Annotated in this window: 9 protein-coding genes and 2 pseudogenes; 5 read left to right on the forward strand and 6 right to left on the reverse strand. The window is 70.4% G+C overall.

All coding sequences use genetic code 11. The features are described 5' to 3' along the window. Nucleotides 1-218 precede the first annotated feature (218 nt). Nucleotides 219-1,430, reverse strand: a complete 1,212-nt coding sequence (locus ACZ4Z5_RS30105) for a saccharopine dehydrogenase family protein (protein WP_468268682.1) — start codon at nt 1,428-1,430, stop codon at nt 219-221. A 244-nt stretch (nt 1,431-1,674) separates the two neighbouring features. On the opposite strand from ACZ4Z5_RS30105, the gene ACZ4Z5_RS30110 reads away from it, so the two are divergent. Both ACZ4Z5_RS30110 and ACZ4Z5_RS30115 read left to right on the forward strand, forming a co-directional pair. After that, on the forward strand, nt 1,675-2,493 hold the full coding sequence (locus tag ACZ4Z5_RS30110; RefSeq protein ID WP_468268685.1) for a TetR/AcrR family transcriptional regulator: 819 nt from the start codon (nt 1,675-1,677) through the stop codon (nt 2,491-2,493). A gap of 57 nt (nt 2,494-2,550) precedes the next feature. Next, nucleotides 2,551-2,733 (forward strand): annotated as a pseudogene (locus ACZ4Z5_RS30115) (ribosome small subunit-dependent GTPase A); the annotation flags it as partial. 35 nt (nt 2,734-2,768) lie between these two features. On the opposite strand, the gene ACZ4Z5_RS30120 reads toward ACZ4Z5_RS30115, so the two are convergent. The 3 genes from ACZ4Z5_RS30120 to ACZ4Z5_RS30130 form a co-directional block, all read right to left on the reverse strand. Then, a complete protein-coding gene (locus tag ACZ4Z5_RS30120; RefSeq protein ID WP_468268688.1) occupies nt 2,769-3,254 on the reverse strand; it encodes a hypothetical protein in 486 nt (161 codons plus the stop codon). Next, on the reverse strand, nt 3,251-4,183 hold the full coding sequence (locus ACZ4Z5_RS30125; protein WP_468268691.1) for an MAB_1171c family putative transporter: 933 nt from the start codon (nt 4,181-4,183) through the stop codon (nt 3,251-3,253). Before ACZ4Z5_RS30125 ends, ACZ4Z5_RS30120 begins: the two co-directional genes overlap by 4 nt. A 149-nt stretch (nt 4,184-4,332) precedes the next feature. Further along, a complete protein-coding gene (locus ACZ4Z5_RS30130) occupies nt 4,333-4,620 on the reverse strand; it encodes a hypothetical protein (RefSeq protein WP_468268694.1) in 288 nt (95 codons plus the stop codon). Nucleotides 4,621-4,748: 128 nt separating this feature from the next. On the opposite strand from ACZ4Z5_RS30130, the pseudogene ACZ4Z5_RS30135 reads away from it, so the two are divergent. Continuing rightward, nucleotides 4,749-5,107 (forward strand): annotated as a pseudogene (locus ACZ4Z5_RS30135) (SWIM zinc finger family protein); the annotation flags it as partial. 113 nt (nt 5,108-5,220) lie between these two features. Here the strand turns inward: ACZ4Z5_RS30135 and ACZ4Z5_RS30140 are convergent. Beyond that, nucleotides 5,221-7,359: a SpoIIE family protein phosphatase gene (locus tag ACZ4Z5_RS30140; protein WP_468268697.1), complete on the reverse strand. Its 2,139-nt coding sequence runs from the start codon at nt 7,357-7,359 to the stop codon at nt 5,221-5,223. A gap of 419 nt (nt 7,360-7,778) precedes the next feature. Here ACZ4Z5_RS30140 and ACZ4Z5_RS30145 point away from each other — a divergent pair, with 419 nt between their 5' ends. Beyond that, a complete protein-coding gene (locus ACZ4Z5_RS30145) occupies nt 7,779-9,251 on the forward strand; it encodes an AAA family ATPase (RefSeq protein ID WP_468268700.1) in 1,473 nt (490 codons plus the stop codon). A gap of 271 nt (nt 9,252-9,522) precedes the next feature. Beyond that, nucleotides 9,523-10,698, forward strand: a complete 1,176-nt coding sequence (rsgA, locus tag ACZ4Z5_RS30150) for a ribosome small subunit-dependent GTPase A (protein WP_468268703.1) — start codon at nt 9,523-9,525, stop codon at nt 10,696-10,698. Between the two features lie 130 nt (nt 10,699-10,828). Here the strand turns inward: rsgA and ACZ4Z5_RS30155 are convergent, their stop codons facing one another. Then, entirely contained in the window at nt 10,829-12,199 is a 1,371-nt protein-coding gene (locus ACZ4Z5_RS30155) for a S1 family peptidase (protein WP_468268706.1), read from the reverse strand. Between the last annotated feature and the right edge of the window lie 912 nt (nt 12,200-13,111).

Consider the following 13,111-nt stretch of genomic DNA (forward strand, 5'->3'; position numbering starts at 1 on the left):
GTGTGTGTGGCGAACCGCACAAGGGCGATCCGCCATTGCCGAAACGCAGCTCGTCAACGCCTTCGAAGGGCGGCCTGTCGACCCCCTTTCGTCATCGAGGTGCGCACTTCGTCATCGAGGTGCGCACCGCGCGGTCGTCGGGGCCGGATGCGGATCCGTCGGATACGGATACGTCGGACATGGCTCCGGCCCCGCAACGGAGAGGAAATCGCGGGTTGTCAATGCTCCCGCAGGCCCCAGGGGGAGCCGTACGCGGTCAGCAGGTCCAGGAAGGGCCGGGGTGCGAACGCCTCCGCGCCGAGGACGCCGGAGCCGGACCAGGTGCCGGAGGCCAGCAGCTCCAGCGCCACGACGGGGTTGACGGCGGTCTGCCAGACCACGGCCTGGCAGCCGTACTCCTTCATCGACCACTGGTTGTCGACCACGTGGTACAGGTACACCTCGCGCGGCCGGCCGTCCTTGGTGCCCTTCACCCATGTGCCGGCACAGGTCTTCCCCTGCATGCGGTCGCCGAGCGTCGCCGGGTCGGGCAGGCACGCCGCGACCACGTCGCGCGGCGAGACCTCGACGCCCCCGGGAAGCGTCACCTTCTCCGTCCGGTCCAGGCCCAGCTTGTGCAGCGTCTTCAGCGTGTCGATGAACTCCTGGCCCAGTCCGTACTTGAAGGTGACCCGCCGTGCGTCCACCCACCGGGGGATCAGCAGCACCTCCTCGTGCTCGACGTTGACGCACTCGACCGGGCCGATGCCCTCCGGGAAGTCGAAGACCTCGGGCTCGCTGAACGGCGGCGTGGTGAACCAGCCGCGGTCCTTCTCCCAGATCACCGGCGGGTTCAGGCACTCCTCGATGGTCGTCCAGATGGAGAACGACGGTGCGAACTCGTATCCCTCGACCCTCAGGTCGGCTCCGTCCCGGACGCCGATCTCCTCGATGTCGTCGAACAGCTCCTCGGCCGCATGGCGGGCGAAGACGTCGGAGAGTCCCGGCTCCACACCGACGCCCACCAGCGCCAGCCTCCCCGCGTCCTCCCACTCCGCGGCACGCTCGAACTGCGCGTCGCCGAGCTTGACCCCGCAGGCCTCGTGCGGCCGGTCGGGGTGCGGGTAGGAGAGGGACATGGCCATGTCCAGGTAGTCGGCCCCGGCGGCCAGGGCCGCGTCGAACAGGGGCATCACGAACCGCGGGTCCGTGGCGTTGAGCAGTACGTCGCAGCGGGCCTCGGCGAGGAGCGCCGTCACGGCGGCCTTGTCGGAGGCGTCGATCCGCGCCGCACTGAACCGGGACTCCTCCTCGCCCAGGGCGGCCACCGCCGCCTCCGCGCGGGACAGGTCGTAGTCGGCGACGACCATGTGGTCGAAGAAGGAGCGGCGGGCGGCGATCCGGGTGATCGCGGTGCCCACACCACCCGCGCCCACAAGCAGTACTCGCATGGTGGAAATGCCTTTCGTCTCCGGGGACGGCGCCCCTCGGCGACGCCAGGAAACGCGGCCCCGCCACATCACGTCAATGGCGTTGACATAAGATGCGCCCGATGGGACCGGGAAGGGCGGCCGGCCGGAGCGGGCGGCACGACCTGCGGAAGGCCATCGGCGGCGCACCGCGGAGCACCTGGCGGAAGGCCACCGGTGGAAGACCACTGGCGGAAGACCGCTGGCCGAACGAGAGGGGCTGACCGTGGCCGAGCGCGTGGTAGCGGAGGAGGCCCGGCGGCGCAGACGGCCGACCAAGCAGGGCGTCGTGCTGTCCGAGCGGCTCATCGTGGAGACCGCCCTGCGGATGCTCCACGAACACGGGCGCGAAGGGCTCACCGTGCGGCGCCTCGGCACGGCGCTCGGTGCGGACCCGAGCAGCCTGTACCGGTACTTCCGCGGCACCGACGATCTGACCCTGGCGATCGCCGACGAGCTCATCGGACGCGCGATGCGCGGCTGGCGGGCCACCGGCGACTGGCGGGCCGACCTGCGCGAACTGGGACTCCGGATCCACACCGCCTACGTCGCCCACCCCGAGGCCGCCGTGCTCACCGCCAGCCGGGTCAGCGGCCGCGCCCACGAGGTCGCCGCCGACGAGACGGTGCTCGGCGTGCTGCGCGGCGCGGGCTTCCCCGACCCCGACGCCGTACGCATCTACCACGCGTTCATCGACCAGAGCCTCGCCTTCGCCGCACTCGACGCCGCGAGCCTCGCACTGCCCGAAGCGGCACGCGCCGCCGACGAGGAGGTGTGGCGGGCCACCTACGCCCGGCTGCCCGCGGACACCCACCCGAACATCGCCGCCACCGCGCCCCTGCTGGTCGCGACCATGAACCACAGCGCCTATCCGACCGCCCTCGACATGCTGCTCGACAGCGCCGCGGCGACGAGGGAGGCCACCGGGGTGCGGAAAGCCATCGGGGCGCGGAAGCCCACCGGGGCGCGGGAGACGGCGGAGGCGCGGAAGACGGCGGAGGTCCGGAAGGCGGCGGAGGCGGCACAGGCCCGGAAAAAGAATTGACGCCGCCCGTGACGGCCGGGCCAAGGTGGGCGTCATCGCCGAGGAGGGCGCTTCGAGGAGGAGTTCGCCCCGCACGCCGAGCAGGGCCTGGTGCCCGGCCGCGTGGTCCGCGGCCAGTGCGACGTCATGACCGCTGACGGCATCGTGCGCGCCGACACCGCGTTCGTCACCCCGCACGATCCGATGCGGGGCGGCTGCACAGCAGCCTCGGCTACCGCAGTCCGGCCGACTATGAGGCCGCCCTCGCGGCCTGACCACCACACCGATGGCGTCCGTCAAAGCGGAACAAGCTCATGGGGACCGAACTGATGCGGCAGGCGAAAGCGGCCGGGCACACCGCGGTCGCCACGTACGCCACCAAACCCGTCGACGGCACCCTGCCTGGCCGCGACGCCTTCAGTGTGCTGCTGTGCGCAGGGCTGCCCGGTGCGGGACGTGGGGGCGGTCGGCGGCGAGGACGAGGCGTACGGCGCGCAGGGCGTCCAGGGTTTCGAGCGGATTGCCGTCGACGACGAGGAGGTCCGCGCGGTAGCCCGCCGCCAGCCGGCCGGTCTGGCCGTCCGGTCCCAGTGCCCGGGCAGTATGGTGGTGCCGTCGGGGAGGTCCACGGTCCGGCAGTCCGCTTCGGCGTGCGGCAGCACGTCTTCGCGGGCTCCGGCGGCGACGATAACGTCCCCGTCGACGAGGACGGCGCCGTCCGGGACCCGCGGACGATCGGGGTGGAGCAGGATACGTCGTGCTGTGATCAGGGTCTGGCTCACGTCGTGCTGCTCCCTTGGTCTGTGGGTACGTCCCTGGCGCGGGAGCGTGCTTCGAGTGCGTCCGACAGCCGTACGAGCTGGCGCACGTCGTCCTCCAGGCTCTGCGAGTGCGGTACGGCGACGGCGGTGGCTTGGGCCGGAACCGGCTCGCCCTGCTTGAGCCGGTGCAGTGCGGCGTGCAGCTGGTCGGCCAGGTTCTCGGGTGACTGCGGGCGGGCGGGGGAGCCGTCCTCTGCCGGAGCCAGTGACGGGCTGATCCGCACCAGGCCGTCCCGGCACTCGATGACCCTCCTGTAGTAGCGGCGGTGGACGCCGCGGGGGTCGAGCCGGTCGCGCCACCGGGTGGTCCGCACCCTGTCGAGGGCGTCTTCGGGGTAGGCCTCGTGCAGGAGTTCCCACAACGGCCCGAGCCGGTGGTACATCAGGCGGTGGTGCCGGCGCAGCCGCAGCGCCGCGAGCCGCGTGGCGATTCCGGGGTAGGTGACGCCGACGAGGAACAACGGCACCGCCGCCGCGACGATCAGGCTGGAGCCGAGGACGACCGGCCGGGGCACGGTGCCGCCCTGCCAGCGGACCACCGTCAGCACCGTGCGGATTGCGCACGACACGGCCATGGCGCCGATGCCGGCCGCCGCCATCCAGAGACCGGTCGCCAGTGGGCGCTGGGACGCCCGCGCGTACACGCAGGTCCATCGCAGGGCCATGCTCAGGGCGTAGACGAGGTACAGGCTGGCGATGAGGTAGAAGCTCGCGAGCGCCGGGTCGCGCAGATCCAGGCTGCGGAAATTGGCATCCGGGTGGTGCGTGCCGACTGCCGCGGTGGCGAGGGTGAGGCCGAGTACGGCGAGGGCCAGGAGCAGTGTCTCCTTGCGCACCCGTCGAAGCGTGCGCTCCTTCAACCGGTCCTCCCCTGGATCAAGGGCGGGCACCCTTCGTGCGTCCGGACCGAGGCGCCGGTTCCGGCGCCGTTCCAGATCGTCCGAGCCTGGTCAGGGCTGGACGCGGTGCACAGTCCGGCGTGCGGGTGGCCGCCCGATGTGGATCTTCAACTCTAGAGCGAACTCACATGGACAACGGTCTACGCTCCGTCGTTTTCCAGCCGCTCTGGGTCCTCTCCCAGCCCTTCGAGCTGCCGGAGTTGGCTCACCACCCCGGCCAGGGTCTGACGGCTCGACGCGGAGAGGTCGTTGGCCCGGAGCGCGATGCTGCGCACATCGCTTTCCTTGAGCGCCTGGAGCAGGGCGAGTTGCTCGTCGATGCGCCGTGCCTTGTCGCCGTCGAGGAAGTAGGCGGGGCTGACGCCGAAGTACTTGGCCAGGGCCTCAAGGTGCTTCTTGGTCGGATTCGTCTTCCGGCCGGTGCGCAACTGCCAGAGATAGGTGGCGCTGATGCTCCGCTCGCCTGCCGCGATGTTGATGGCGGTCGCGACGTCCTCATGGGAGGGGACCTTTGCGCCCTTGGGGGCCGTGGCGAGGAAGAGCCGGTCGAGCGCCGTCCTGGTACGGCGGCCCGGCCCTGGTCGATGCCCTGCTCGACGACGGCGACGTCGACGCCGCTTGGCGGGCCGCGGCTGAAACGGGCGGCCATGACCGGCAGTGGCTCGCCTTGCCGACCGGGCCCGCACCGTCCGTCCCGCCGACGCGCTCGGGGTCTACCTGCGGCTGGCCGAACCGCTCATGAAACAGACGGGCAACGCCGTCTACGAGCAACTGACCGGTCTGCTGCTGAGCATGCGCGACTGCCATCGCCGCCTGGGCATCGAAGATGAGTTCGCCGCGTACCTCGCTGCTCTGCGTGCCGGCCACAAGCGCAGGCGGAACCTGATGCGGCTCCTCGACCAGCACGGCCTGTGACGGGCGCTGCCCGTATCCGGGAGTTCATCCACCCCACCTCCCCTGTCTCCGGCTGACCTCGCTGCCTCCTGCGCGCTGTGAGCGCGGCGATGGCTGCTGCGCCATCGTGACCATCAGGTGGCGGTGACAACCAACGCGGCCCGGTCGTCGAGGGAGGCATCGCCTGCGAACGTGGTGACCGCGGCGGTGAGGGACTCGATAAGGGTGGCGGCGGTGGGCGTCGTGATCCGGTTGGCGATGAGCGCGTCGGCCAAGCGGTCCTCGCCGAAGAATTCGCCCTCGGCGGAACGAGCCTCGGTGATGCCGTCGGTGACCAGGACCAGGCTGTCGCCGGGACGCAGGTCGATGTGGCACGGGCAGAAGCCGGGGTCGGGACGTATGCCCAACAGCAGGCCTGGTTGCGTGAGCTCTTCGACCGTGCCGTCGACCCGGCGCAGGAGGGGCGGTACGTGGCCTGCTCGAATCAGGTTGAGCGCGAGGTGGGACGCGGAGCGCCGCAGTTCGCCGTAAACGAGTGAAACGAAGCGGTCCTCTTCGGCGGTGCCTGCCGTCAACGCGTCGTTGATGGCGGCGACCACCGCCACCGGGTCGTTCAGAAGGCGGGCGGCGGCGCGTGCGGTGTGGCGGACCATTCCGGTGGTGGTGGCCGCCAGTGCGCCGCGCCCCGACACATCGCCGATCATGAACGCCCAGCGGTCGCCGGACAGCGCGAAGACGTCGTAGAAGTCGCCGCCGACGTCGAGTCCTTCACCGGCCGGATGGTACGAGGCGGCCAAGGTCGCGCCGGGAATCCTGGGCAACTCGGGAGGCAGCAGGCCTGCCTGCAGATCGTGGGCCAGCCGGACGCGGTCGGTGAACTGGTGGGCGTTGTCGGCACTCGAAGCGGCCCGGCGGGCGAGTTCCTGGGCCAGGGCGATCGTGTGGCCGTCCAGAGTGAGGGAGGTGGCCAGGAGCGTCAGCGTGCCGAAGGTACGGCCCCGGGTGGCCAGCGGCACGCACACGTAACCCGTGACCCCGAGCTGCGCGCAGGGGCTGCTCGTATGGGCCGTCTCGATGGTGCCGGAGGCCAGTACGCGGGCGACGGCGGCGTCCACGTCGTCGCACAGCGCGGGGGAGGAGAGGAGCTGTTCCCCGTCCCGCGTCGAGGCGGCGACGGCGATGCGGCGGGTCCGGCCGTGCTCGACCACATGGACGGCACACAGCGGCGCCAGGGCCGGAACAGTCAGCCTGGCCAGGCACTGCAGGCTCTCCGAATAGTGTGTCTCGCCCGTGATCGCGGTGCTTGCTTCCAATAGGAAGGCCAGATCCTCACGGACGGCCTTTTCCCGCTCCTGGGCGGCGCGCCTCGCTTCCACGGCACGGTGGCGTTCGATGGCCAGCGCGGCTATGCGCGTGAACACAACGCTGAGCGTCACATCCCTGTCCGCGGGCGCCTTGGGGGTGCGGTGATACATCGCGAAGGTGCCCAGCAGCCGGCCGTCCGTGTCCTGGATCGGCGTGGACCAGCACGCCGCGACTCCGGCCCGCAGCGCCAGGTCTCGGTAGTCCTTCCACAGGGGGTCGGTGGCGATGTCCGTGACGATCACGGGTTCGTGCCGGAAGGCGGCCGTGCCGCACGAGCCGACACCCTCGCCGATGGGTGTCCCGTCGATCGCCTCGTTGTAGAAGTCGGGCAGGCGCGGGGCGGTGCCGTGCCGCAGGCGCTGTCCGTCGGGATCGACGAGCAGTACCGAGACGATCATGTCCGGGGAGAGCTCTTCGATCGCCGTGGCCATGCCGTCGAGGATCTCGGTGAGAGGGGCGTCACGTGCGATCTGCTCCAGCAGCACGCGCTGCTCCGAGGCCAGGAGATGCGCGTCGTGGTACGCGGTGGTCTCGACCGCGATCACCACGACCCCGTCGATGCGGCCGGCCTCGTCCCAACGGGGCTCGTAGGTGAAGTCGAAGAACCCCTCCCGCTGCCTACCCGGCTCTCCCAGCATCAGCCGCCCGTCCCGGGCCCGGTATGCGACGCCGGTGTCGTAGACCTCGTCGAGCCGGGCGAGGACGCCCTGCGGAACCAGTTCCGGAATCACCTCTCCGACCGGCTCGCCGACGCGCCCGCGGTCGCACCCCACGGCCTCGAAGAATGCCGAGTTCGCCACTTCCAGCAGGTGTCTCGGGCCACTGAGAGCAGCGAAGATCACCGGGGCCTGCCCAAAGAGGTCCGCGTACTCCTCGCTCCGCCGGTCGATGGGGACGGAGTGGGCCATGGCCGAACTGTGGGGATCGAAGTGTGTGGACATGACAGGCCACCCTCTCCTGTCTCACTCCTCCACTCTGGCACATGCTTGCGCTGCTTCCAGGCCGCAACCGGGCCGATCGGGGGGCCGAGCGCGTCGTCGACCGGAAGAGGCCCAGCCGTCTCCATGCGGCCTCGTGCCGAAAGGGGATCGGGGTCGTTGCACCGCCCAGCATGCGCATGCGCGGTGTGGCGAGCCGCACCGGTCGCCGTCCACTCGACACAGCCTGAACTCCACTGGCGTGCGTCTCTCCCGGCCGGCTTGCGTCGGTGGCCGTCCGCAAGTCAAGCAGACTCCGGCTCACGGAAACCCGGCCATCCGGCAGCTGCAGCGATCGTTGATGTAGGGGTACAGTTTATAGATGTGTGATTCTACTTATAGGGTGGAGCATGGACAAGCCCGTTGAGATGTTCGACCGCGACTACGAATGGTCGGCGCTGACACGGTTCGTCGAAGATGAACAGCCTGGCGCGACGCTCGGTGTGGTCTCCGGGCGGCGCCGACAGGGCAAGACCTTCTTGCTCGACGCGGCCTGCCGCGCCGCAGGCGGGTTCTACTTCGGCGCGACCGAGGCCGCCGATGCCGAGTCCCTGCGGCGTATCAGCGCCGCGCTCACCGCGCATGTGCGACCTGCCAGTCCGTACCACTTCGCCGACTGGGCCGAGGCTGCCGACGCGCTCCTCGCGCTGGGCACCGAGCGGCCCGTACCCGTCGTGATCGACGAGTTCCCATACCTTGCCAAGGCGAATCCGGAGCTCCCCTCGATCATCCAGGAGGCGCTGCGAACCCTGCGCGACCAGCGCAGCGGCTCCCGCACCCGGCTACTGCTGTGCGGCTCGGCGCTGTCGTTCATGGGCAGGCTGCTGTCCGGCAATGCCCCCCTGCGAGGCCGGGCAGGGCTGGAGTTGGTCGTCCGCCCTCTCGACCACCGCCTGGCCGCCGAATTCTGGAACATCACAGACCCGCGCCTGGCCCTGCAGGTCAACGCGATTGTCGGCGGCACACCTGCGTACCGACGGGAATTCGCCCGCGGCGACACTCCGAACGGCGCCGACGACTTCGACGACTGGGTCGTCCGCACCGTCCTCAACCCAGAGACCCCTCTGTTCCGTGAGGCCCGCTATCTGCTCGCGGAAGAGCCCGACCTGCGGGACACCGCCCTGTACCTGTCCGTACTGGCCGCGGTCGCCGACGGCAACGCCACCCGCGGAGGTATGGCCGGGTACCTGGAACGCAAGGCCACCGACATCGCACACCCCATCAACGTCCTCGAAGACGCCGGTCTGCTGCACCGAGATGCCGACGCCTTCCGCGACAACCGCCCCACCTACCGCATCGCCGAACCGCTGATCGGCTTCTATCACGCCATCATGCGACCCGTCTGGGACCAGCTGGAACGCCCCGGCAGCGCAGCTCGGGTCTGGCAGGCCAGCCGCCGCCGCTTCACGAGTAACGTCCTCGGCCCTCATTTCGAACAGGTCTGCCGCGATTGGGCGCTGCACCACGCCGACCCAGAACTGATCGGAGGTCTGCCCGCCCGGGTCGGGCACGGAGTGGTGCACGATCCGAAGGCCCGCATCGGACACGAAGTGGACGTGGCGGTCATCGGCATCGCCGACGGTTCCAAGCCACCGCTCCTGGCCATCGGCGAGGCCAAGTGGAACGACACCATGGGCATCGCCCACATCGAGCGCCTCCAGCACATCCGCGACCTCATCACCCAGGCGGGACGCTACGACACCACCGGTACCCGACTCATGTGTTTCAGCGGCGCAGGCTTCAACGACAAGGCATACGCGGCCGCACAGGCCGACCCGGATATCCGACTGGTCGACCTACAGACGCTCTACGGCATGGCATGACCCGTGCCCCGAGGACGTGAACATGGGTTGTCATAATTCGATGGCGTCATGGGCCCATGTACCTCTAGGGTCGAGGCTGTTCGAGCGGTAGCCCCACATTGCCGGGGTGACTTGACCTGTTTGGGAGGTGTGACCGATGGCTGTCGTTGAGATGGGCGCTGCCCGCATCCGGAAGTTCATTCAGTCCACTTCCGTGGCCTCCGGCTGACCTCTCCGCTTCTCCCGCGCCAGTGAGCGCGGTGCCGGGGCCACCCTTGTGAAGGGTCACCCCTTGTCTTCCTCTTTCCTTTCGGCTTCTTCCGTTTCATCGCACCCTCTCGCCGTCTACGGCTGGGACGAGGGCTGGGAAGCCGAGTTCGCTCCCTACGCCGAGCAGGGTCTCCTGCCTGGCCGCGTCGCTCGGGTCGACCGTGGCCTGTGCGACGTCATCACCCCAGTCGGCACCGTCCGCGCCGACACCGAGTTCGTCGTCCCCCGTGACCCGATGAAGGTCGTATGCACGGGGGACTGGGTCGCGGTCGATCCCGAGGGCAGCGACCCGCTGTACGTGCGGACGCTGCTGCCTCGCCGGACGGCCTTCGTGCGGTCTACGTCATCGAAGCGTTCCGAGGGCCAAGTCCTGGCCACTAACATCGATTACGTCGTCATCTGTGTGTCGCTCGCGGTCGAACTGGACCTCGGGCGGATCGAGCGGTTCCTGGTGCTCGCCATGTCCAGCTCGAACGGTGAGGCACTGCTGCATAACGCGGCGGACTCCTGGGAGAGCGGCGCACAGCCGGTCGTCGTCCTCACCAAGGCCGACCTGGTGCCCGACCCGGTCACCCTGTCCCACCTCGTCCAGGACGTGGAGACCAGCGCGCCCGGTGTCGTGGTCCTGGCCGTCAGCTCGGCCACCGGCGAGGGCATCGACGTCCTGTCCGGCGCGCTCGCCGGCGGCACCAGCGTACTGCTCGGCCAGTCGGGCGCCGGCAAGTCCACCCTCGCCAACGCCCTCCTCGGCGATGACGTCATGGAGGTCCAGGCCACCCGTGACGTCGACGGCAAGGGCCGGCACACCACCACCACCCGTAACCTGCTGGCCCTGCCCGGCGGCGGCGCCCTCATCGACACCCCCGGACTCCGGGGCGTCGGCCTGTGGGACGCCGGCACCGGCGTCGGACAGGTCTTCTCCGAGATCGAGGAAATCGCAGCGGACTGCCGCTTCCACGACTGCGCCCACCAGGCGGAACCCGGCTGTGCCGTGCTCGCCGCAGTCGACGACGGCGCGCTGCCCGAGCGTCGTCTCGACAGCTACCGCAAGCTGCTGCGCGAGAACCAGCGCATCGTCGCCAAGACCGACGCCCGCCTCCGGGCGGAGATCCGCCGCGACTGGCAGCAGAAGGCCGCGCTCGGCCGCGCCATGGGCGAGGCCAAGCGCGGTGGCCGCACACGTCACAGTGGATGGTGAGGCGTCCGGACACATGGCCGGGGTGGGGGTTGAGCCGTTCTGCCCATGGCCGGCCGGCACGGCGGTATGACGGCGCCGGCCCGGACACCAGGCGGTGTCCGGGCCGGCGCGCCGGCTGCCGACTGCCGTCTCAGTTGTGCTGCCCGGCTCCGTTCGCCGGGTCGCCTGCGTCATTGCCGGGGGCGCCCGCACCGGCGTCGCCGGCACCGGCGTTCGCGGCGGCGCCATCGTCACCGGCGCCTGCGTTTGCGCCGTCACCGTTACCGGCGTTCGCGGCACCGCCGTTGTCACCGGCGCCCGCGTTCGCGCCGTCGCCGTTACCGGCACCCGCGTTGGCCAGGCCGCCGTTGTTGCCGGCACCGGCGTTCGCGGCACCGCCGTTGCCGCCCGCGCCGATCCGGGCGCCCACGGCCTGCAGCGCGGTCGTCACGGGCTGGAAGAAGGTCTCACCGCCGGCGGTGCAGTCGCCGCTGCCGCCCGACGTGAGGCCCACCGCGTTCCCGTCCCTGGTGAACAGGGCGCCGCCGCTGTCGCCGGGCTCGGCACAGACGTTGGTCTGGATGAGCCCGGTGACCGTGCCCTCCGGGTAGTTCACCGTGGCGTTGAGACCCGTGACCTGGCCGTCGCGGAGACCGGTGGTGCTGCCCATCCGGAACACCTGCTGGCCGACGGCCGCGTCGGCCGCCTGCTTGATCTCCACGAGCTGTCCGTTGCCCACGTCGACGGCGCTCGCGGCCTGGGTGCCCGGATCGTCGTACGTGACGAGAGCGAAGTCGCCCTGTCCGGGGAACACCGCCTCCTGCACCGTGCCGATGGGCGCACCGTTCTGGGAGTCCGACCACTTCTGGGCGGCGACACCGCAGTGACCCGCCGTGAGGAAACCGGGCTGTCCGTTCTGCGTCGTGACGTTGAACCCGAGGGAGCAGCGCGAGCCGCCGCCGAAGATGGCGTCACCGCCCTCGACGAGGGGCTTGAACTCGCCCTTCGACTTCTGGATGCGGGCCACGCCGTCCCCCAGCGCCTGGACCGCGGACTCGACCTTGTCCCAGCGGGCGCCGGTGACCGTGCGGTCCGCTGTGACGAGGACCTGGTTGGTCCTGGGGTCGACCGCCCAGGCAGTTCCGGGAACGGTCGCCTTGCGGGACAGGGTCTGCGTCGCGGAATTCAGCGAGGCCATGCTGTTCTGCACGGCGCGGGGGACCGCACCCGCACGCCTGACCCGGTCCTGCGCCTTGTCGTCATCGCCCGCGACATTGACGACGAGCTGTTGCTTCGCCGAATCGTAGAACGCGCCGCCGTAGGAGTCGCCGAGCTGCTTGCCCAGCTGCTGGAGGCGCTGCGCCGCGGCCGCGGCACTCATCTTTTCGGGGTTGTCCTGACCGTCCGCGGACCCGGACTGAGAGGCGTTGGCATTCGGCAGCAGGATGGCCGCTGCGGCGATGCCCACCGCCCCGGCTCCAGCGAGAATGGCTTTCCGCTTGGGTATTCGCCTGTGGCTCAACTCTTCGCCTCTCTGCGGGGGAATCGGGACTTGCTCCGGACTCCGAGGGGGGACCGGGAGGGGACGCGTCCGCTCCTTCATACGGACGGCCCACCCGGTTTCGTTCATCGCCTCCGCAAACAAATCTTTTTGACGAAGCGTCAGATAGTCTCCTCCGAGGCCTGGGCGGGCGTCGTGAGGGCCGGTGGAGTACTGGCGGAGAACGGGCCGGCGGCCCACCTCTCGGGGCCCCGGTGCAGGTGGGGCTGCGGGTCCCGTGCCCGTCGCCGTCGTCGGGTCGTCGGGCATGTCACCCGGGCCGCGCGGCCTGGTCCAGGTGGTCGGTGGAACGGCCGGGCATGTCCTCGGGAATCGGCGCGGCGGTTCGTGACGAGCCGCTCGCCGGGCCTGTCCGCACGTCCGGATGGCGGGTGCCGATCGGGGGCGTGGCCGGACGCCGGTGAGTAGGATTGCAAACGGCGTTAACGTCGGGGAACGCCCGTCACCTCGCCGGGGTTCGCGGGAGCGTCGGGCGAGAGCGCGAGAGGTGGAGGGAGATCGGAAGAGACCGGCACCCGTGGAGGACGGGGGCGCGAGAGCGAGCCATCGGGGCCGGTCGTCAACGGGGTCCCCGTCAGCACCCGGGGGGCTCCGAGCCGGTGGCCGGTGGCCGATGGCCGGTGGTCGGCTTCGGCCGTCGTCGGCTGCCGCGGTGCGGCGTGCGCGAGTCCGGACGCACTCGGCCCGGCCTCCTGGGCGAGTGGCCGGATCCTGCACGCCCGTACGGAGGGTTCCCTTCCGGCGTCCGGTGAACGGACGGCAGGCGGCGAAGCCCGGTCGGTCACGTCTGACCTGAACTCCCCTGATTCAGCAAGGGGTTCCCCCCGCGTGTCCACCATCCGGAAGCTTTGCGCCGGGACCTTGACGACGTGG

The sequence above is a fragment of the Streptomyces sp. NPDC030222 genome (assembly GCF_055573115.1).

What these genes read in the sequence shown, in the direction of transcription:
- ACZ4Z5_RS30105 (WP_468268682.1), bottom strand. Translation starts at nt 1,430, where the DNA reads ATGCGAGTACTGCTTGTGGGCGCGGGTGGTGTGGGCACCGCGATCACC.
- ACZ4Z5_RS30140 (WP_468268697.1), bottom strand. Translation starts at nt 7,359, where the DNA reads ATGGCCCACTCCGTCCCCATCGACCGGCGGAGCGAGGAGTACGCGGAC.
- ACZ4Z5_RS30145 (WP_468268700.1), top strand. Translation starts at nt 7,779, where the DNA reads ATGGACAAGCCCGTTGAGATGTTCGACCGCGACTACGAATGGTCGGCG.